Origin of the sequence: Serratia sp. MF1(2023), from assembly GCF_030954545.1 — a bacterium.
In the GTDB taxonomy this organism is placed as follows: Bacteria; Pseudomonadota; Gammaproteobacteria; order Enterobacterales; family Enterobacteriaceae; genus Serratia; species Serratia sarumanii.
This window is the reverse complement of sequence record NZ_JAVHUX010000039.1, coordinates 140582-159034: the sequence shown is the minus strand read 5'-3', so window position 1 is coordinate 159034 and position 18453 is coordinate 140582. Positions and strand designations below refer to the sequence as shown.

Below are 18453 nucleotides of genomic sequence, written 5' to 3'. Positions count from 1 at the left end.
TCAAGATTTAGTGTCGCCATCGTGCGATTGCAGGAGGAGCAAAGATGGAAAGTCGCATCCAGTTTCGCATCGAAAATGAAACCAAGCGTTTGGCGCAAAAGGCCGCCGAGGCTAAAGGAACGACATTAAGTGAAGCCTGTCGCCGCTTGGCGGAGCAAATGGCTGATGAGCAACGGGCCGCAGAGGAACACGAAAACTGGTTGAAAGATAAGGTAGATGCAGCTTTTTCCCGTCTGCATGAGGGTAATGCTGTTTACCTTAGCCAACAAGAAGTAGAAGAAAGCATGGATGCCTTTAAGGCAAAAATTAGAGCGAAATACGACCGAAAATAGGGATCGTTATGCGTATCGAATGGGATAATGCAGCGCTACGGGACAGGGAACGTATTTTTGAGTTTCTTTATATTTTCAATCCACAGGCGGCAGTGCAGGCTGATAACGAGATAGATAAAGCGGTAAAGCGCCTGCTGGATCATCCTGAGTTAGGTAAGCCTTGGTATGGGAAAGCACGTAAGCTGCTCATTAACAAGGCCTCCCTGTTGCTGGTGTATATCATCGTCGATGATGTTATTAAGGTTTTCTCGATTGCCCACCAGCGTGAGAAATTTCCAAATTAGCGTTGTCATCGCAACCTATGCACCACCTGGTTGCTGCTGCCGCGCCAAATCAGCGCCGGGTCTTTCAAATCCTGCACGAACTTGCCGTCGATCAACACGTTGATCCTGTCCACTACCTGCATTTGCTGCGCGTCCAGCTCTGCCAGCCGGTAGCCGGTCCACAGCCAGATATCTTTGCCGGGGCACTCGGCGCGCACCCGTTTCACCAGCGTTAAGATGCTCGGCACGTTGGCCGGATGCAGCGGATCGCCGCCGGAGAGCGACAGCCCCTGGCGCGGCACGCGCGGATCGTTCAGATCGGCGATGATGCGGTCTTCCAGCGCCGGGGTAAACGGCTGGCCGGAGTTGAGCCGCCAGGTGCTTTTGTTGTAGCAACCGGGGCACTGGTGCACGCAGCCGGCGACAAACAGTGTGCAGCGGGTGCCGGGGCCGTTGACGACGTCGATCGGGTAGTACTGGTGATAATTCATGTGAGGCCTGCCCATCAGGCTATTTTACTGGCCATTTTGCCTCCGGGCAGTGCTCCCAATCCTCACGTACTGCGTGTACGCGGCGGTTGGTGCGCGCTGGCCGAAGGCAAACTGGCGGCGACAATCACGCCTGATGAACAGGCTTGTACCTGGGTTGCGCGGCGGCTTTCAGCCGAGCTGCCCGTTGCCGAGGTGTTTCACCCGGCGTTTCACCTCTTCCTGTTTGCCGGCGTTGAACGGCCGGGCATCGGGGCTGCCGAGATAGCCGCACACCCGGCGGGTGACCGAGACCTTGGCCGAGTCGTGGTTGCCGCATTTCGGGCAGGTGAAGCCTTTGCTGGTGCAGGAGAATTCACCGGTGAAGCCGCACTCGTAGCACTCGTCGATCGGCGTGTTGGTGCCGTAGTAAGGCACCCGGCTGTAGCTGTAGTCCCACACGTCTTCCAGCGCCTTCAGGTTGTGCTGCAGGTTCGGGTACTCGCCGTAGCAGATGAAGCCGCCGCTGGCCAACGGTGGGTAGGGCGTTTCGAAGTCCAGCTTGTCGTACGGATTGACCTTCTTCTCCACATCAAGGTGGAAGCTGTTGGTGTAATAGCCCTTGTCGGTGACGCCCGGCACCACGCCGAAATCGGCGGTGTCCAGCCGGCAGAAGCGATCGCACAGGTTTTCGCTCGGCGTGCTGTAGAGGCTGAAGCCGTAGCCGGTCTCGTCTTTCCAGGCGTCGACGGCGGCGCGCAGGCGCGCGACGATCGCCACCGCTTTGGCGCGCAGCGCTTCGTCGTCATACACGTGGTTTTCGCCGCCGAACAGCGCGTTGATGGTCTCGTGCAGGCCGATATAGCCCAGCGAGATTGAGGCGCGGCCGTTCTTGAAGATATCGGCGATGTTGTCGTCGGCCTTGAGCCGCACGCCGCAGGCGCCTTCCATGTACAGGATTGGCGCCACCCGCGCCTTGATGCCTTCCAGCCGGGCGATGCGCGTCATCAGCGCCTTTTTCGCCAGCTGCAGGCGCTGATCCAGCAGCGCCCAGAAGCGCGACTCATCGCCCATCGCCTCCAGCGCGATGCGCGGCAGGTTGAGGCTGATGACGCCGATGTTGTTGCGGCCGTCGTGCACCAGCTCGCCGTCTTCCTCGTAGGTGCCCAGGAAGCTGCGGCAACCCATCGGCGTTTTGAACGAGCCGGTGACCTTCACCACCTGATCGTAGTTGAGGATGTCCGGGTACATGCGCTTGCTGGCGCACTCCAGCGCCAACTGCTTGATGTCGTAGTTCGGATCGCCGTACTGGTGGTTGAGGCCGTCGCGGATGGCGAACACCAGTTTGGGGAACACGGCGGTCTTGCGGTTTTTGCCCAGCCCGGCGATGCGGTTTTTCAGGATCGAGCGCTGGATCAGGCGCGACTCCCAACTGGTGCCGAGGCCGAAGCCGAAGGTGACGAACGGCGTCTGGCCGTTGGCGGTGTGCAGGGTGTTGACCTCGTACTCCAGCGACTGGAAGGCGTCGTAACACTCTTTCTCGGTGCGCGCCATGGCATAGCCTTTGGCGTCTGGGATCTGCCACTCTTCCGCCACCAGCAGGTGTTTGCGGAAGCTCTCGTCGACGAACGGCGCCAGGATTTCATCGATGCGGTTGATGGTGGTGCCGCCATAGATATGGCTGGCGACCTGGGCGATGATCTGCGCGGTCACGGCGGTGGCGGTAGAGATCGACTTCGGCGGCTCAATCTCGGCGTTGCCCATCTTGAAGCCGTTGGTCAGCATGCCTTTCAGATCGATCAGCATGCAGTTGAACATTGGGAAGAACGGCGAGTAGTCGAGATCGTGGTAGTGAATTTCGCCGCGTTCATGGGCCAGCACCACGTCGCGTGGCAGGATGTGCTGCTTGGCGTAGTGTTTGGCGACGATGCCCGCCAGCAGGTCGCGCTGGGTGGGGATCACCTTGCTGTCCTTGTTGGCGTTCTCGTTCAGCAGCGCGCGGTTGCTCTGCTCGACCAGGCCGCGAATCTCCTGGTTCAGGCGGCCGCGCAGCTCGCGCGCCACGTCGCGATCGTGGCGGTATTCGATATAGGCGCGCGCCAGCTGTTTGTACTCGCCGGCCATCAGCTGGTTTTCCACCGCCTGCTGGATCTCGTGGATATCGACGCGCGGCTGCGGCTCCATGCGCTGAGCGACCACGCGGGCGACGGTGGCGCAGTAGTCGGCGTCGACCACGCCCACCGCCAGCGCGGCGCGCTCGATGGCCTGCGCGATGCGCGCTTCGTCAAAAGGTACCTGGCAACCGTCCCGCTTAATCACTACTGGTTTCACGTTGTACTCCTTGTTCCCCGAGGGAGCGTTCATACCCGCCTGGCGTGGCGAGCAACCGTCAAATTTCGCTTATCCACAGGGCAAAGCCGCAGCGCGCAAGGGCTGTGGCGGCGTGTGGATGATTTTGTGGATAACTACTATATATAGGTGTTCGAAATTATTAATGCACTATATATAGATATTGGCGAGATTCTTTTGATGTAGAACAAGGAAAACGGAAGAGCGTGCGCAAGCTGAACAGTCGTCAATCGCCGGTTGGCCGATCGCGAAAATGTTCCAGCAGAAAATCGACCCAGACGCGCACCCGCGGCGGCAGATCCGCCGAGGCGTAATAGAGCCACAGCTGTACCGGGCGCGGCCAGCATTCCGCCAGCACCGGCCGCAGCGTGCCCTGTTCGAAGTGCTTTTCGAGGTACCAGCGCGCCAGGTTGACGATGCCGAGCCCGGCCAGCGCCGCATCCAGCAACATTTCCGGGCGGCTGACCACCAGCCGGCCGTTCAGATCCAGCGCCAGCGTTTCGCCCTGATGGCGCAGCTGCCATTTGACGTGGCGGCCGTTGCTGGGGTTGCGGTGCAGCAGGCAGTCGTGCCGCAGCAGGTCGTGCGGCGTTTGCGGTTCACCGCGCCGCGCCAGATAGTCGGGCGACGCCGCCAGCACCATGTGCATCGGGTAGAGCGGGCGCGCCACCAGCCGGCTGTCGGGATCGACCCGGCTGCCGATGCCGACGTCGAAGCCTTCGCCCACCAGATTCACCACCCGGGCATCCAGCGACAGATCGAGATCGATCTGCGGGTAGCGCGCCAGAAATTGCGGGATCAACGGCATCAGCATCTGGCGGCCAAAGCCGGGGATCATCGTGACGCGCACCACCCCGGCCGGTGCCTGCCGTTCGCCGCCGGCGCTTTCCAGCGTCGCCGCCAACGCCTGCCACAGCGGCGCCACCTGCGCCAGCAGCGCTTTACCCTCGTCGGTCAGCAGCACGTTGTGGGTGTTGCGCTGAAACAGCCGCAGCGCCAGCTTCTCTTCCAGCGCGCGGATATTTTTGCTGACCGCCGCCGGCGTGACGCCCAGCTGGCGGGCGGCGGCGGAGAAATTTTGCGCCTGCGCGGCGGCGAGGAAGGCCGGCAGCAGGCGGTGCACGTCAAAGGGCAGCGACATAGTGGTTGATACTTTCGGTTGAAATTGAAGTGACCTTGAACAGCCTACACCCGAAGCGGCAGAAATGGAAAAATGCCTCATCTTCTTTACGTTCAAGGAATCATTTATGTCACGCATTTTAGTGTTAACCGCCCACCGCACCCCCGACGAGTCGCGCATCAACCAGGCGTTGATCGAGGCGGTGCGCCCGCTGCCTAACGTGACCGTGCACGAGCTGATCCGCACTTACCCGGATTACCGCATCGACGTGGCGCGCGAACAGGCGCTGCTGCAGAGCCATGATGCGGTGGTGATGTTGTTCCCGTTTTACTGGTACAGCTCGCCGGCGATCCTGCGCGAATGGCAGGACGCGGTATTAACCTACAGTTTCGCCTACGGCAGCGAGGGCACCAAACTGCACGGCAAGCCGCTGCAGCTGGTGGTGAGCACCGGCGGCAACGCGCAGGCCTACACGCCAGCAGGCTACAACCGTTATCCGGTGCAGGATCTGCTGCTGCCGTTCCACGCGCTGGCTAACCTGACCGGCATGGATTATCTGCCGCCGCATCTGGTGCAGGGCGTGAGCGACATGAGCGATGAGCAGTTGGCGCAAGAGACCGCCGGGGTGGTGGCGCTGATGGGGACATTGTAGGGCGCAGTTCATCGCTGCGCCCTGCGGGGTCAGTCTTCGAGCAGCCACCACACCGCTTCGAACGGCCGCAGCGTCAGCGCCTGCGGCTGGTCTGCCGAGTCGCTGTAGTTGCTCATCAGCGGGCGCCACTGGGCGGAGGCTTCCACGCCTTCCGCCGCCCAGGCCAGCGGTTCGCGGCTCAGGTTGGCCACCACCAGCAGGCGCTGGCCGTTCCAGCTGCGCTGATAGCACCACAGCGCCGGGTGATCCGGCGCCAGATCCTGATAGTCGCCGTGGGTCAGCAGCGGATACTGCTTGCGCAGGGTGATCAGCTGGCGGTAGGCGTAAAACACCGAGTCGAGGTCGGCCAGCGCCGCGTCGGCGTTGATCTGCGGGTAATTCTCGGCGCAGCCGATCCACGGCGTGCCGGTGGTGAAACCGGCGTGCGGCGCGGCGCTCCACTGCATCGGCGTGCGGCCGTTGTCGCGCGATTTGTCCGCCAGGATCGCCAGCAGTTCGGCGTCGCTGCGGCCCTGGGCGCTCAGTTCGGCGTACATGTTCAGGCTTTCCACGTCGCGGTACTGCTCGATGGTGCGGAAGCCGGGGTTGGTCATGCCGATCTCTTCACCCTGATAGATATAAGGCGTGCCCTGCATGCCGTGCAGCACCATCGCCAGCATTTTGGCGGCCGGTACCCGCAGTGCGCCTTCATCGCCGAAGCGTGACACGATGCGCGGCTGATCGTGGTTACACCAGAACAGCGCGTTCCAGGCGCGGTTATGCATCCCCTGCTGCCAGTGGCGGAAGATCTGCTTTAACTCCACATAATCCGGCGCCGCCCGCGTCCATTTTTCACCGCCGGCGTAGTCCACCTTCAGGTGGTGGAAGTTGAAGGTCATCGACAGCTCTTCGCCGCTCTGCGCCGCGTACTGCTGGCAATGCTCAAGCGTGGTGGAGGACATCTCGCCCACCGTCATCAGGCCGCGTGGCTGGAACACGTCGCGGCTCATTTCCTGCAGGAACTCGTGAATGCGCGGGCCGTCGGTGTAGCAGCGGCGGCCGTCGCCCTGGCTGTCGGACGGGAAATCCTGCTGCTTGGACACCAGGTTGATCACGTCGAGACGCAGGCCGTCGACGCCTTTATCCGCCCAGAACTGACACACTTTCTTCAGCTCTTCGCGCACCGGCGGGTATTCCCAGTTGAGATCCGCCTGCTCGGTGGCGAACAGGTGCAGGTAGTACTGGCCGCTGTCGGCGTGCCACTGCCAGGCATTGCCGCCGAACTTGGATCGCCAGTTGTTCGGCGGTGTATCCCCTTCGCCGTCGCGCCAGACGTAGAACTGACGATACGGGCTGTGGCGATCCTGCGCGGCTTTGAACCACGGGTGCTCGGTCGAGGTGTGGTTGAACACCATGTCCATCACGATGCGGATGCCGCGCCGGTGGGCGGCGGCGACCAACTGCTCGAAGTCCGACATGGTGCCGTAAGCCGGATCGATGGCGCAGTAGTCCGCCACGTCATAGCCGTTGTCCACCTGGGGTGAGACGTAGACCGGCGTCAGCCAGATGGCGTCGACGCCCAGTTCCTGCAGATAGTCCAGCCGCCGGGTTACGCCGGCCAAATCGCCGTAGCCGTTGCCGGTGCTGTCCTGAAAACTCTTCGGATAAATTTGGTAGATGACGCCGTTCTGCCACCAGGGGGTTGGGTTGCTCATAGCTGTATACCTTTGAATCGTGACAACGGGCCCGTACCCTTCATCTTTCAAACTGCAGCGTTGTTGGCTGCTGGCGCTGCACCCCAGTCACTTACTTGAGTAAGTGACTGGGGATTTGCACCCTTGCCGCCTAGCTGCAACTCGAAAGCTATAGGGTATTTCCAGCCCCTGCATTCATGTTGCGTATTTTGCGTCAATTAAACCGGCAGCTCGCCGCGGGCAGCCTTGCGTTTGTAGACCATGATGGTCAGCACCAGCGGGATGACGATCGCCACCAGAATCGCCAGCGAGTAAATCAGCCAGAACTGCGGCTTGATAGACAGGATGCCCGGCAGGCCGCCGACGCCGATGCCGTTGGCCATCACGCCGTCCAGGCCGCAGATCAGGCCCGCGATCGCGGAGCCGATCATCGCGCATAGCATCGGGAAGCGATATTTGAGGTTGATGCCGTACATCGCCGGTTCGGTCACGCCGAGGTAGGCGGAGATCGCCGCCGGCACCGAGATTTCACGCTCGTTGGCCTTGCGGCTGATGATGATGATGCCGAGCACCGCCGAGGCCTGCGCGATGTTGGACAGCGCAATCAGCGGCCACACCGGGGTGCCGCCCATGCTCTGGATCATCTGCATGTCGATGGCCAGCGTGGTCTGGTGCACGCCGGTGATCACCAGCGGCGCATACAGGAAGCCGAACAGCGCGGCGCCCACTGGGGCGAAGCTGCCGGTCATCACCGCTTTCACCGCCCAGGCAACCCCGTCGCCGATCATGCGGCCGAACGGCCCGATCAGCGCGTGCGCCAGGAACACCGCCAGCAGCAGCGAAACCACCGGCACCACCACCAGATAGAGATAGTCGGGGACGATCTTTTTCAGCCGGGTTTCGATCCAGCCCAGCGCCATGCCCGCCAGGATCGACGGGATCACCTGCGCCTGATAGCCGACTTTCTGGATCACGAACCAGCCGAAGTTCCACACTTCCGGCGTTTGCTGGCCGAGCAGGTAGGAGTTCATCAGCTGCGGCGACACCAGGGTGACGCCCAGCACGATGCCGAGCACCGGCGTGCCGCCCATCTTTTTCACCGTCGACCAGCAGATGGCCACCGGCAGGAACATGAAGATCGCTTCACCGAGCAGCCACAGGAAGTCGTAAATGGTTTTCCACGCCGGGTGCATCTGCGCCAGCGTTTGGCCGCCGGACATCGGGATATCGCCGATCACGTTGCGGAAGCCGAGGATCAGACCGCCGCTGATCAGCGCCGGCAGCAGCGGGAAGAAGATTTCGGCGAAGTGGGAGATGGTGCGCTCGGTCCAGGTCATGTTCTGACGCGCGGCCACCTTGGCCTGCTCCTTGTCGGCCTCGCTGACGCCGGTGCTGGCGATCAGCGCCTGATAGTAGTCGCCGACGTCGGTGCCGATCACCACCTGGAACTGCCCGGCGTTGGTGAAGCAGCCTTTGACCATCGGCAGCTCTTCGATTTCCTTGGGGCTGGCCTTGCTGGGGTCGTTGAGGACGAAACGCAACCGGGTAATGCAATGGCTGACGGTGGCGATGTTTTCGCGGCCGCCGACCAAAACAATCAGGCGATCAATATCCTGCTGTTTTACTTTGCTCATTATGGGATACCTGCAGAGGTGTTGGCTGAGTAATGATCAAAGCTTAGTCACTCGGATTTTTTTATGGAATGGGAACGTTCCCGGTTTGGGGCGAGGATCACAAAATGACAAAAAATGGTCGTCTTTTAATCAGGAAAGTTTGCTGGGCACCACCAGGCGGCGGATCCCCTGTTCACCGTTGAGCTGCGCCAGCAGCTGTTGCGCCGCCAGCAGGCCGGCGCTGCCGTAGCCGAACTCCACAGACAGAGTATCGGGGAACAGGAAGCTGAGCAGCGGGGTGTTGCCGATGGCGCATACCTGAATGGCGCGCGCCGGCTGTTGCTGCAGGTACTTTATCGCCCCCAGGGCGATGCTGTCGGAGGCGCAGATCAGTGCGCTGGTGTGCGGGTCGATCACTTCGGCGGCGTGCTGGAAACCGCTCTGGTAGCTCAGCTCGCCCAGCGTGGCGCGCGGCGTGAGCTTGAGGCGTTCACAGGCGTCGAGATAGGCCTGGTAGCGGCGCTGGCCGGTGGTGGCGTCGCTGAGCTGCACCCCCAGATAGCCGATGTGCCGGTGCCCTTGCCGATACAGGCGATCCATCAGCAGGTTCACCGCGCCGGCGTCGTCGTAGCAGACGGACGAAAAGCCGTCGTATTCGCGCACCATCACCACCATTTTTTCCTGCCACGGTTTGAGCATCGCCGCGGTCAGCCCGGTAAAGCCGAACAGGATCACGCCGTCGACGTTGCGCTGGCGCAGCACGTGCAGGTGCTCCTGCACCAGGCGGGTTTCGAACTGGCTCTCCATCACGATAGGATCGAAACCCTGCTGATACAGCAGCGGCAGCATGGTGCGCACCGCCTGGTTTTCCGACGGTGAATCGAGACGGGAAACGATGATGCCCACCACTTTGTCGCTCTGGCCGCGCATGGCGCGCGCCGACTTGGAGGGGGTAAACCCTTGCTGACGGATCACCGCTTCCACCCGTTCGCGGGTCTGCGGGCTCACGCTGCCTTCGTTGTTCAGCACCCGTGAGACGGTGGATTTGCCTACGCCGCTCAGGCGCGCGATGTCCTTGATGGTCAGCCGGTTTTGCATGGTTTACTTTTCGTTGAGGTGGACAGGCGTAACATAATGGCCTGTAAAACAATGCCCGTCAGCATAGCTCATTTTCCCACGCGGATCTTGAGGCAATACGGGATTGTTGCACTGCGCTGAACGGCCGCTCCTGCCGCTCTGTTTTTCCCTTTACCGGAGGTGATTCCCCATATGGACCCCGACCCGACCGCTTTAGACACTCACTCGGTTCACCGGTAAAACCTTTCCGCCTGGCGCTGCTGTTTTACCGGTGAAGTACATCACGGTAACCGGTGGCGCGCGCTTCGTCGTTCGCTCCTGCTGCTGAAAAAAGAATAAGGATCTGCGTTGGCAGAGGCTTTTTGGCGCACCCGCCATCCGCCCGGCCGATGACGATCCCCGTTTACCCGCTGCCGTGAGGCACCGGGCGACGAGGTGCGAACCATGAAACTGAAAAAACTCCCCCGTCAGCTGCTGGGCCTGTTCGCCCGCGGCCTTCCGCGCCGTTTGGTGCGCCGCGACAGCCTGCTGGACGGCGTCGGCGGCGCTGCGCACGATATGCCGGCCGGACTGGCGCAACAGCGGCTGGAATGCGCCGCCGCAGAGACGATGCAGCTGTTTGAGCGTTTCCACAGCCACCCGGAAGGCATCACCGCCCATGAGGCGGAGCAGGTACGCCGGCGCTGCGGCGAGAACGTCATCGACGATCAGCAGAAAGAGGCCTGGTGGCAACACCTCTGGCACTGCTATCGCAACCCGTTCAACCTGCTGCTGACCGCGCTCGGCATGATCTCGTACGCCACCGAGGATCTCACCGGCGCGCTGGTGATCGCGCTGATGGTACTGATCTCCACGCTGCTGAACTTCATCCAGGAGGCGCGCTCCAACCGGGCGGCCGATGCGCTGAAAGCGATGGTGAGCAACACCGCCACGGTGATCCGCAGCGATGCGCTCACCGGCAAGAGCGAACACGTGGAGCTGCCGATCGCGCAATTGGTGCCGGGCGATATCGTCAAGCTGGCGGCCGGCGACATGATCCCGGCGGATCTGCGCCTGTTGTCGGCCAAGGATCTGTTCATCAGCCAGGCGGCGCTGACCGGCGAATCGCTGCCGGTGGAAAAATCCGCGGCGCCGCAGGCGCTGGCGGCCGATCCGCTCGACTGCCAGAACCTGTGCTTCATGGGCACCAACGTGGTCAGCGGCACCGCGCTGGCGATGGTGATCGGCACCGGCGGCAACACCTATTTCGGCCAGCTGGCGCAGCGCGTCACCAGCCAGGAGCAGCAGCCGAACGCCTTCCAGAGCGGCATCAGCAAGGTCAGCTGGCTGCTGATCCGCTTTATGCTGGTGATGACGCCGATCGTGCTGCTGATCAACGGCTACACCAAGGGCGACTGGTGGGAAGCGGCGCTGTTCGCGCTGTCGGTGGCGGTCGGGCTGACGCCGGAAATGCTGCCGATGATCGTCACCTCGACGCTGGCCAAAGGGGCGGTGAAGCTGTCGCGCCAGAAGGTGATCGTCAAACGCCTGGACGCCATCCAGAACTTCGGCGCCATGGACATTCTGTGCACCGACAAGACCGGCACCCTGACCCAGGACAAGATCGTGCTGGAGCGCCACACCGATGCGTTCGGCGCCGGCAGCGAGCGGGTGCTGCGCTACGCCTGGCTGAACAGCTTCTACCAGACCGGGCTGAAAAACCTGCTCGACGTGGCGGTGCTGAGCTGCGCGGAGCAGAATCGGCAGCCGGCGGCGTTGCAAAACTACCGCAAGGTGGATGAGATCCCGTTCGATTTCGTGCGCCGCCGCATGTCGGTGGTGGTGGCCAAGGACAATGAGTATCACGAGCTGGTGTGCAAGGGCGCGCTGGAAGAGATGCTGGCGATTTGCAGCCACGTGCGCCACGAAGACGAGGTGATCCCACTGAGCGAGGCGCTGTTGGCGCGCATTCGCCGCATCACCGACGATCTCAACCAGCAGGGGCTGCGGGTGGTGGCGGTGGCCAACAAGATCCTGCCGGCGCAAACCCATGAATACGGCGTGGCGGATGAGTCGGATCTGATCCTCGAGGGCTACGTCGCCTTCCTCGATCCGCCGAAGGAGAGCACCGCACCGGCGCTGGCGGCGCTGAAACAGAACGGCGTCACGGTGAAGATCCTCACCGGCGACAACGAGCTGGTGGCCGCCAAAGTGTGCCGGGACGTCGGGCTGGAGGCCGATCGCCTGCTGCGCGGCAGCGAGATCGAACAGATGGACGACGAGCAGCTGGCGCAGGCGGCGGCGCGCACCACGGTGTTCGCCAAGCTGACGCCGCTGCACAAAGAGCGCATCGTGAAACTGCTGCGCCGCCAGGGGCACGTGGTGGGCTTTATGGGCGACGGCATCAACGACGCGCCGGCGCTGCGCGCGGCCGATATCGGCATCTCCGTCGATTCGGCGGTGGACATCGCCAAGGAGGCGGCGGACATCATCCTGCTGGAAAAAAGCCTGATGGTGCTGGAGCAGGGGGTGATCGAAGGGCGCCGTACCTTCGCCAACATGCTGAAATACATCAAGATGACCGCCAGCTCCAACTTCGGTAACGTGTTCAGCGTGCTGATCGCCAGCGCCTTCCTGCCGTTTCTGCCGATGCTGCCGCTGCACCTGCTGATTCAGAACCTGATGTACGACATCTCGCAGATCGCCATCCCGTTCGATAACGTCGACGACGATCAGATCACCCAGCCGCAGCGCTGGAACTCCGCCGATCTGGGGCGGTTTATGGTGTTCTTCGGGCCGATCAGCTCGATCTTCGACGTGCTGACCTTCAGCCTGATGTGGTGGGTATTCAGGGCCAATACGCCGGAAATGCAGACGCTGTTCCAGTCCGGCTGGTTCGTGGAAGGGCTGCTGTCACAAACGCTGATCGTGCACATGATCCGCACGCGCAAAATTCCGTTTATCCAGAGCCGCCCGTCCTGGCCGCTGTGCATCATGACGCTGGCGGTGATCGCCACCGGCATCGGCCTGGTGTTCTCGCCGCTGGCCGGCTTCCTGCAGCTGCAGGCGCTGCCGCTCGGTTACTTCCCGTGGCTGGTGCTGATCCTCGCCGGTTACATGGTGCTGACCCAGTGCGTGAAAGGCTGGTTCGTGCGCCGCTACGGCTGGCAATAACCCGCTCGCCCCCTCCGGCCGGGAGGGGGCAACTGTGATCCCGTCCGCTTTTTCACCGCAACGGTTGGACATCTGTTCTGGGCTGAGTCTTTATCTACAGCGTTGGCTGTTTTCCCCTGCGCCTTTCAAGCCACCGCGTTGTTGTTTATCGCCTAGCGGTGGTTTGAAATTCATTGGGGATATTTTGTTTTTTTCCTCTGAGGAATTTCCGATGCACAGACCTTTCCGTTATACGCTACTGGCTTCATCGTTATGGTTTTCTTGCGGCGCGCTGGCGCAGCCGGCCGGCGATCTGCCGCTGATGCCCTGGCCGCAGCAGGTGGAAGTAACGCAACCGGCGGGCAAGCTGGTGCTGGATCACCGCTTGTCTCTGACGCTACAGGGCGACGATCTGGGCGACGCGCTGCCGCGCTGGCGGCAACGCATCGAACTGCAGACCGGCTGGACGCTGGCGCCGATGGAAGAAGCGAACGGCGCGGCGATCAAGGTGGTGATCAAGGACCGGGTGGCGGCGCAGCCGCTGCCGGGCAGCGATGAGAGTTACCGGCTGGCGGTCACGCCGCAGGGCGCCACGCTGACCGCCAACACGCGTTTCGGCGCGCTGCGCGGCATGGAGACCCTACTGCAGCTGCTGCAGACCGACGGGCAAAATACCTTCCTGCCGCTGGTGGATATCCGCGACGTGCCGCGCTTTCCGTGGCGCGGCGTTTTGTTGGATTCGGCGCGTCATTTCCTGCCGCTGCCGGACATTATGCGCCAGCTCGACGGCATGGCGGCGGCCAAGCTTAACGTGTTCCACTGGCACCTGACCGACGATCAGGGCTGGCGCTTTGCCTCCGAGCATTATCCCAAGCTGCAACAGCAGGCCAGCGACGGCCAGTTCTACACCCGCGAGCAGATGCGGCAGGTGGTGGCTTACGCCACGGCGCGCGGCATTCGCGTGGTGCCGGAGATCGACATGCCGGGGCACGCCTCCAGCATTGCGGTGGCCTATCCCGACCTGATGAGCGCGCCGGGGCCGTATCGGATGGAGCGCGAGTGGGGCGTGCATAAGCCGACGCTCGATCCGACCCGCGACAAGGTGTATCAGTTTGTCGACACGATCGTCGGCGAACTGGCGGCGATCTTCCCCGATCCTTATCTGCACATCGGCGGCGATGAGGTGGACGCCAGCCAGTGGCGGGCGTCGCAGTCGATTCAGGCGTTTATGCAGAAGAACGGGCTGGCGGATACCCATGCGCTGCAGGCCTACTTCAACCAGAAGCTGGAAAAGATCCTCGAGAAGCACCAGCGGCAGATGGTCGGCTGGGACGAGATCTATCATCCGTCGCTGCCGCGCTCGATCGTCATTCAGTCCTGGCAGGGGCAAGACTCGCTGGGCGCCAGCGCGCAGGACGGCTATCAGGGCATCCTCTCCACCGGTTTCTACCTCGATCAGCCGCAAAGCACCGCCTATCACTACCGCAATGAAATTCTGCCGCAGCCGCTGGGGGTCGAGACGGCGGTGCAACCTGGCGAGCAGGCGCAAAGCTGGGGCTTCAGCATGCCGCGCCTGAAGGGCAGCGCGGTGGAGGGCAGCTTCACGCTGATCGAGGGCAAGCAGGGCTGGCGCGGCTTTATCGATTTCAACGGCAAATCGCGCCGCGCGGTGCACGACATTGTCTGGCGCACGCCGCAGCAGGTGACGTTCCGCGTCGATACCTGGATGGGTGACACGCGGCCGGTGTTCACGCTGCAGCAGGACAAGCTCAGCGGCTATACGTTGGTCGGCAACGTGCGTTACCCCACCCGCGGCGACAAGCTGGCGGCGGTGCCGGCGGGCAAGATGCCGGTGGTGCCGGACGAGAAAGGGCAGGCCAACATTCTCGGCGGTGAAGCGGCGCTGTGGGCGGAAAACGTGCGCGCGCCGCTTCTCGATCTCAAGCTGTGGCCGCGCGCCTTCGCGGTGGCGGAGCGGTTGTGGTCGGCGCAGGACGTCACCGACGAAAACAACATGTACCGGCGGCTGGCGGCGATCGACGCCTGGTCGGTGGTGTCGGTCGGCCTGCAGCAGCACGTGGAAACGGCGCGCGAATTCACCCGGCTGAGCAACAGCGTGCAGATCGTGCCGCTGCAGATCCTGGCCGAGGCGGTGGAGCCGGCGCAGTATTACACCCGCCAGCACCTGAAGTTCCAGGCCGGCAACTATCACCAGTTCGAACCGCTGAACCGCTTTGCCGATGCGCTGCCGCCGGAGAGCGGCGCGGTGCGCGACATGCAGGCACAGGTCGCAGCCTTGTTGAAGGATAAGCGCGATAAGGCGGCGGCGCAGGCGCTGCGCGAACGGCTGCAGCGCTGGCAGGCGAACGGCGCGGCGCTGCAGACGGCGATCGCGGGCAACCGCACGCTGCGGGAGCTGGCCCCGGTGGCGCAGGACGTCGATGCTTTGGCCACGCTGGGCTTAACGCTGCTGGATCGCCATCAGCAGGGCAAACCGCTGAGCCGGGCCGAGGCCGAACAAGCGCAGCGCCAGCTGGATGCGGCGGCGCAGACGCGCGACGAGGTGGTGATTGCGGCGGTGTACCCGCTGGAGGCGCTGCTGCGGGGGCTTAAAACGGAGTGAGGGTGACGGGGCTCGGCCAGCTGAGCCCCGGTCTCGTTACGCCCGAAGCGACAGCGGCGCATACCCGATGGCGTGCTGCAGGTAATTCAGCAGCAGCTGGCGGGTGAAGCGCGGCTCATCGATGCCGCTGCCCTGCAGGAAGCGTTGCAGGTTGCGGCAGTCCCACCGATAGGTGTCTTGATAGAGCTCCACCGTCGATAGCTCGTCCACCATAGGATCCTTGAACAGGCTGAGCAGCGGGTACAGCGGCGCGTCGCTGTCGTTTTCCCATTGGGCCCGCCACTGTGCGAAGGGCAGAGGATGAAAGCGATAACCGAACTCGCGCTCCAGCAGGCTGAAAAACTCACGCAGCGTCAGATTATTGTCACCTTGATGGATCAGGTTGAATTTCTGCCCCAGCGCCTGCGGGTTGCGAGAGACGTGGGCGATGGCTCGGGTCATGTAATCCACCGTGGTCAACCCCTCGCGCAGATCCCGTAAATCCGGCACCGTGCCGCTGCTGATGCAGGTTCTCACCAGCCGCCCCCACCATTGGTAATCGGCGTTGACGCCGGTGCGGCTGTGGCAGGTGGCGTAGCCCAGGCGGAAGGTCATCAGCGGCAGGCCTTGCTTCGCCGCCAGATCGGCGATCTTCTCCATCACCCATTTGCTGCGCACGTAGCCGATATCGCGGCTGACCGCCGGCAGGTTTTGATCGATATCGTCGCTTTCCCGCATCACCCGCTTACCGGTGTGCAGATGCCCCCAGCTGTACACGGAGATGGTCGACAGCAGCATCAGCGGCTTGGTGCGGCTATGCGCCGCGAAACGAATGATTTCCCGCAGGCCCTGTACGTTGTCGCGCTTCATGTAGGCGTAAGGCTGGATAAAATTCACCGCGCTGGCCGAATGGTAAATCAGATCGATATCCTGACTTAACACCCAGTAAGCCGCCGGCGCCAGCGAGAAATGGTGTTCCGCCACGTCGCCGGGCAGGATATGGAGGCGTGCGCGCTGCCCGGCGCTCAACGCGATCCGGTAGTGCTGCAGCACCGCCTCCAGCCGCTGTCTCGGCGGCAGTTTGGTGCCGTCGCGCACCAGACAGTACAGCTCGGCGTCGGTGGTGTGCAGCAGATCGGCCAACAGGTGCGCGCCGACGAAGCCGGTGGCGCCGGTCAGCAAAATGGCGCGCGGCGCGCTGATTTGCCGCGCATCGAACGTCGGATCGACGACGAGATCCGACGGCAAATACACGTCATCCTGCAAGGCGCGTGCCGGCTCGCCGTCTTGAGGTTCAGGCGTTTGTTCTTGTCCCTGGCGTTGCGCCATCGCCTGCGCCAGCGTCGTCAGGTTCGGGTATGCATAGATATCACGCACATAGGTTTTGACCGCGAACGCTTTACCCAGTTGGTTTGCCAGGTTTGCCGCCAGCAGCGAATGCCCGCCCAGCGCGAAGAAATCATCGTCGGCGCGGATATGATCGATTTTCAGCAGCCTGCGCCACAGATCGGCGACGATCCGCTGGTGGCCGTCGAGCGGTTCAGCAGGGGCCGGCTGAGCCTCGGGCGCCAGGGCCAACAGCGCCGCCTGGTCGATTTTACCGTTGGCGTTGATCGGCAACCGATCCAGATGCCGGTACTCGGCGGGCAGAGAGTAGGCGGGCAGCTGATCCTGAAGCTGCCGTTTAACCCGTGCAATGAGATCGCCGCCGGGATCTTCACCGGTCAAAAACGCCAGGATCCGCTTGTCGCTCGGATTGTCCGTTTGATTGACGAGGGCGATGGCGGTTTTTACGCCGGAGACCTGCGTCATCAGGCTGCCGATTTCACCGAGTTCCACGCGATTGCCGCGGATTTTGACCTGGGCGTCGAGGCGCCCCAGGTACTGAATGCGGCCGTCAGGCAAGCGGCGCGCCCGATCGCCGCTGCGGTACAAACGCTGGCCGCCGACGTGCGGCGAAGTGACAAAACGCTCGGCGGTCAGCTGCGGGGCGTTCAGGTAGCCGCGCGCCAGGCAGAGGCCGCTGATGCAGAGCTCGCCAGATTCGCCGTCGGTTACCGGCCGCAGGCGCTCGTCGAGGATGAATACCTGCGTATCGGCGATGGGCCGGCCAATCGTGGACGGCGGGTTTTGCGTCGCGCAGCGCACGCGGTTGCAGGTGGCAAAGATGGTGGCCTCCGTCGGGCCGTAGTAATCCACCACTGCATAGCCGATGCCGCGCAGCTCGAGCGGATTCAGCTTTTCACCGGCGGTGAACAGGTATTTCAGCGCCAGCCCGGCGGGCTGCGGCGCGCCGATGACCTCCGGCACCAATACCGTAGGGACAAAGGCGTGGGTGAGGCGATGCCGGGCGAAGAAGGCCAGCAATGCGTCCGGCTGCAGGCGGGTCTCCTCGTGCGGCAGATACAGGGTGCCGCCGCAGATCAGCGGTGCCCAGATTTCCCATTGCGCCACGTCAAAACCGACGCCGGCAATCAGCGTGGAACGGCTGTGTTCATCCATCGCGAAACGTTGGTTATGCCAGAGGAGCAGGTTTAACAGCGAACGGTGTTCGATCATGACGCCTTTGGGCGCGCCGGTGGTGCCGGAGGTGAAAATAATATAGGCAAGCGCATCGGAGGGCGGAGGGGAAAATACAGTTATGGAAACTTTAGTCAGGGAAATATTATCAATGGAAAGGACTTTGCGCGAGAGGTTGTCGATATTTACACGGGCATCATGGTTGCTGAAGAGGATTATCGGCGAGCCACTTTGTTCGATAATATTGCGAATGCGCCGTTCGGGATAGCGGGCGTCAATGGGAATATAGCAGGCTCCGGCCTTGGCGATCGCCATCATGACAATCGGCAATTCCACCGTGCGCTGCGCGACCAGCGGCACGGCATCGCCGGGCCGAACCCCTTCCTGTTTCAGGCGCGTGCACAGTGCGCTGCTGGCTTCATCCAATTGACGGTAGGTCAGATGTTTATTATCGCCGACGACGGCGGTTTTTTCCGGATAACGGGAAGCTTGTTGGATAAAATAATCCAATACGCTAGGTGCCATGGTTATCTCCTGTCATTATTCACGGAGTGAACGAAATGAAACAGCAATGACCCGGCCGGGTGAGAAATAATTATAGGCGTGTTTTTATTGTGGGATTGTAAATGTGAGCGGTATTACGCTATCGCTAT

Annotated in this window: 12 protein-coding genes; 5 read left to right on the top strand and 7 right to left on the bottom strand. The window is 62.3% G+C overall.

Features of this window, described 5'->3' with window-relative positions; genetic code table 11:
- Positions 1 to 44: 44 nt before the first annotated feature.
- Both REA38_RS19255 and REA38_RS19250 read left to right on the top strand, forming a co-directional pair.
- Positions 45 to 332 carry a type II toxin-antitoxin system RelB/DinJ family antitoxin gene (locus REA38_RS19255; RefSeq protein WP_039567725.1) on the top strand — a complete coding sequence of 96 codons (288 nt, stop codon included), beginning with the start codon at positions 45 to 47 and terminating at the stop codon, positions 330 to 332.
- 8 nt (positions 333 to 340) lie between these two features.
- Positions 341 to 616: a type II toxin-antitoxin system mRNA interferase toxin, RelE/StbE family gene (locus tag REA38_RS19250; RefSeq protein WP_038879053.1), complete on the top strand. Its 276-nt coding sequence runs from the start codon at positions 341 to 343 to the stop codon at positions 614 to 616.
- Between the two features lie 5 nt (positions 617 to 621).
- Here the strand turns inward: REA38_RS19250 and nrdG are convergent, their stop codons facing one another.
- The 3 genes from nrdG to REA38_RS19235 form a co-directional block, all read right to left on the bottom strand.
- Positions 622 to 1086 (bottom strand): anaerobic ribonucleoside-triphosphate reductase-activating protein, encoded by a 465-nt coding sequence (gene nrdG / locus REA38_RS19245; protein WP_043148224.1) that lies wholly within the window; start codon positions 1084 to 1086, stop codon positions 622 to 624.
- A gap of 168 nt (positions 1087 to 1254) precedes the next feature.
- On the bottom strand, positions 1255 to 3393 hold the full coding sequence (gene nrdD, locus REA38_RS19240) for an anaerobic ribonucleoside-triphosphate reductase (protein WP_308886458.1): 2139 nt from the start codon (positions 3391 to 3393) through the stop codon (positions 1255 to 1257).
- 244 nt (positions 3394 to 3637) lie between these two features.
- Entirely contained in the window at positions 3638 to 4552 is a 915-nt protein-coding gene (locus tag REA38_RS19235) for a LysR family transcriptional regulator (RefSeq protein WP_049232434.1), read from the bottom strand.
- Between the two features lie 106 nt (positions 4553 to 4658).
- Between REA38_RS19235 and REA38_RS19230 the strand changes: the two genes are divergently transcribed.
- Positions 4659 to 5183 carry an NAD(P)H-dependent oxidoreductase gene (locus REA38_RS19230; RefSeq protein ID WP_308886457.1) on the top strand — a complete coding sequence of 175 codons (525 nt, stop codon included), beginning with the start codon at positions 4659 to 4661 and terminating at the stop codon, positions 5181 to 5183.
- Positions 5184 to 5212: 29 nt separating this feature from the next.
- Here REA38_RS19230 and treC read toward each other — a convergent pair whose 3' ends face one another.
- The 3 genes from treC to treR form a co-directional block, all read right to left on the bottom strand.
- On the bottom strand, positions 5213 to 6877 hold the full coding sequence (gene treC, locus REA38_RS19225) for an alpha,alpha-phosphotrehalase (protein WP_308886455.1): 1665 nt from the start codon (positions 6875 to 6877) through the stop codon (positions 5213 to 5215).
- A 197-nt stretch (positions 6878 to 7074) separates the two neighbouring features.
- Entirely contained in the window at positions 7075 to 8490 is a 1416-nt protein-coding gene (gene treB / locus REA38_RS19220) for a PTS trehalose transporter subunit IIBC (RefSeq protein ID WP_308886454.1), read from the bottom strand.
- Between the two features lie 129 nt (positions 8491 to 8619).
- Entirely contained in the window at positions 8620 to 9567 is a 948-nt protein-coding gene (treR, locus tag REA38_RS19215; protein ID WP_033648635.1) for a trehalose operon repressor TreR, read from the bottom strand.
- A 423-nt stretch (positions 9568 to 9990) separates the two neighbouring features.
- Here treR and mgtA point away from each other — a divergent pair, with 423 nt between their 5' ends.
- Entirely contained in the window at positions 9991 to 12699 is a 2709-nt protein-coding gene (gene mgtA, locus REA38_RS19210) for a magnesium-translocating P-type ATPase (RefSeq protein WP_049195766.1), read from the top strand.
- A 211-nt stretch (positions 12700 to 12910) separates the two neighbouring features.
- A complete protein-coding gene (locus REA38_RS19205) occupies positions 12911 to 15301 on the top strand; it encodes a beta-N-acetylhexosaminidase (protein ID WP_103829863.1) in 2391 nt (796 codons plus the stop codon).
- 36 nt (positions 15302 to 15337) lie between these two features.
- Here REA38_RS19205 and REA38_RS19200 read toward each other — a convergent pair whose 3' ends face one another.
- Positions 15338 to 18325, bottom strand: coding sequence for an amino acid adenylation domain-containing protein (locus tag REA38_RS19200; protein WP_308886453.1), 2988 nt, complete (start codon positions 18323 to 18325; stop codon positions 15338 to 15340).
- Positions 18326 to 18453: the final 128 nt, after the last annotated feature.

Excerpts from the sequence above, each read along its gene's own strand:
- REA38_RS19255 (WP_039567725.1), top strand. The coding sequence starts at position 45 with ATGGAAAGTCGCATCCAGTTTCGCATCGAAAATGAAACCAAGCGTTTG.
- REA38_RS19250 (WP_038879053.1), top strand. The coding sequence starts at position 341 with ATGCGTATCGAATGGGATAATGCAGCGCTACGGGACAGGGAACGTATT.
- nrdG (WP_043148224.1), bottom strand. The coding sequence starts at position 1,086 with ATGAATTATCACCAGTACTACCCGATCGACGTCGTCAACGGCCCCGGC.
- REA38_RS19235 (WP_049232434.1), bottom strand. The coding sequence starts at position 4,552 with ATGTCGCTGCCCTTTGACGTGCACCGCCTGCTGCCGGCCTTCCTCGCC.
- REA38_RS19230 (WP_308886457.1), top strand. The coding sequence starts at position 4,659 with ATGTCACGCATTTTAGTGTTAACCGCCCACCGCACCCCCGACGAGTCG.
- treC (WP_308886455.1), bottom strand. The coding sequence starts at position 6,877 with ATGAGCAACCCAACCCCCTGGTGGCAGAACGGCGTCATCTACCAAATT.
- treB (WP_308886454.1), bottom strand. The coding sequence starts at position 8,490 with ATGAGCAAAGTAAAACAGCAGGATATTGATCGCCTGATTGTTTTGGTC.
- treR (WP_033648635.1), bottom strand. The coding sequence starts at position 9,567 with ATGCAAAACCGGCTGACCATCAAGGACATCGCGCGCCTGAGCGGCGTA.
- mgtA (WP_049195766.1), top strand. The coding sequence starts at position 9,991 with ATGAAACTGAAAAAACTCCCCCGTCAGCTGCTGGGCCTGTTCGCCCGC.
- REA38_RS19205 (WP_103829863.1), top strand. The coding sequence starts at position 12,911 with ATGCACAGACCTTTCCGTTATACGCTACTGGCTTCATCGTTATGGTTT.
- REA38_RS19200 (WP_308886453.1), bottom strand. The coding sequence starts at position 18,325 with ATGGCACCTAGCGTATTGGATTATTTTATCCAACAAGCTTCCCGTTAT.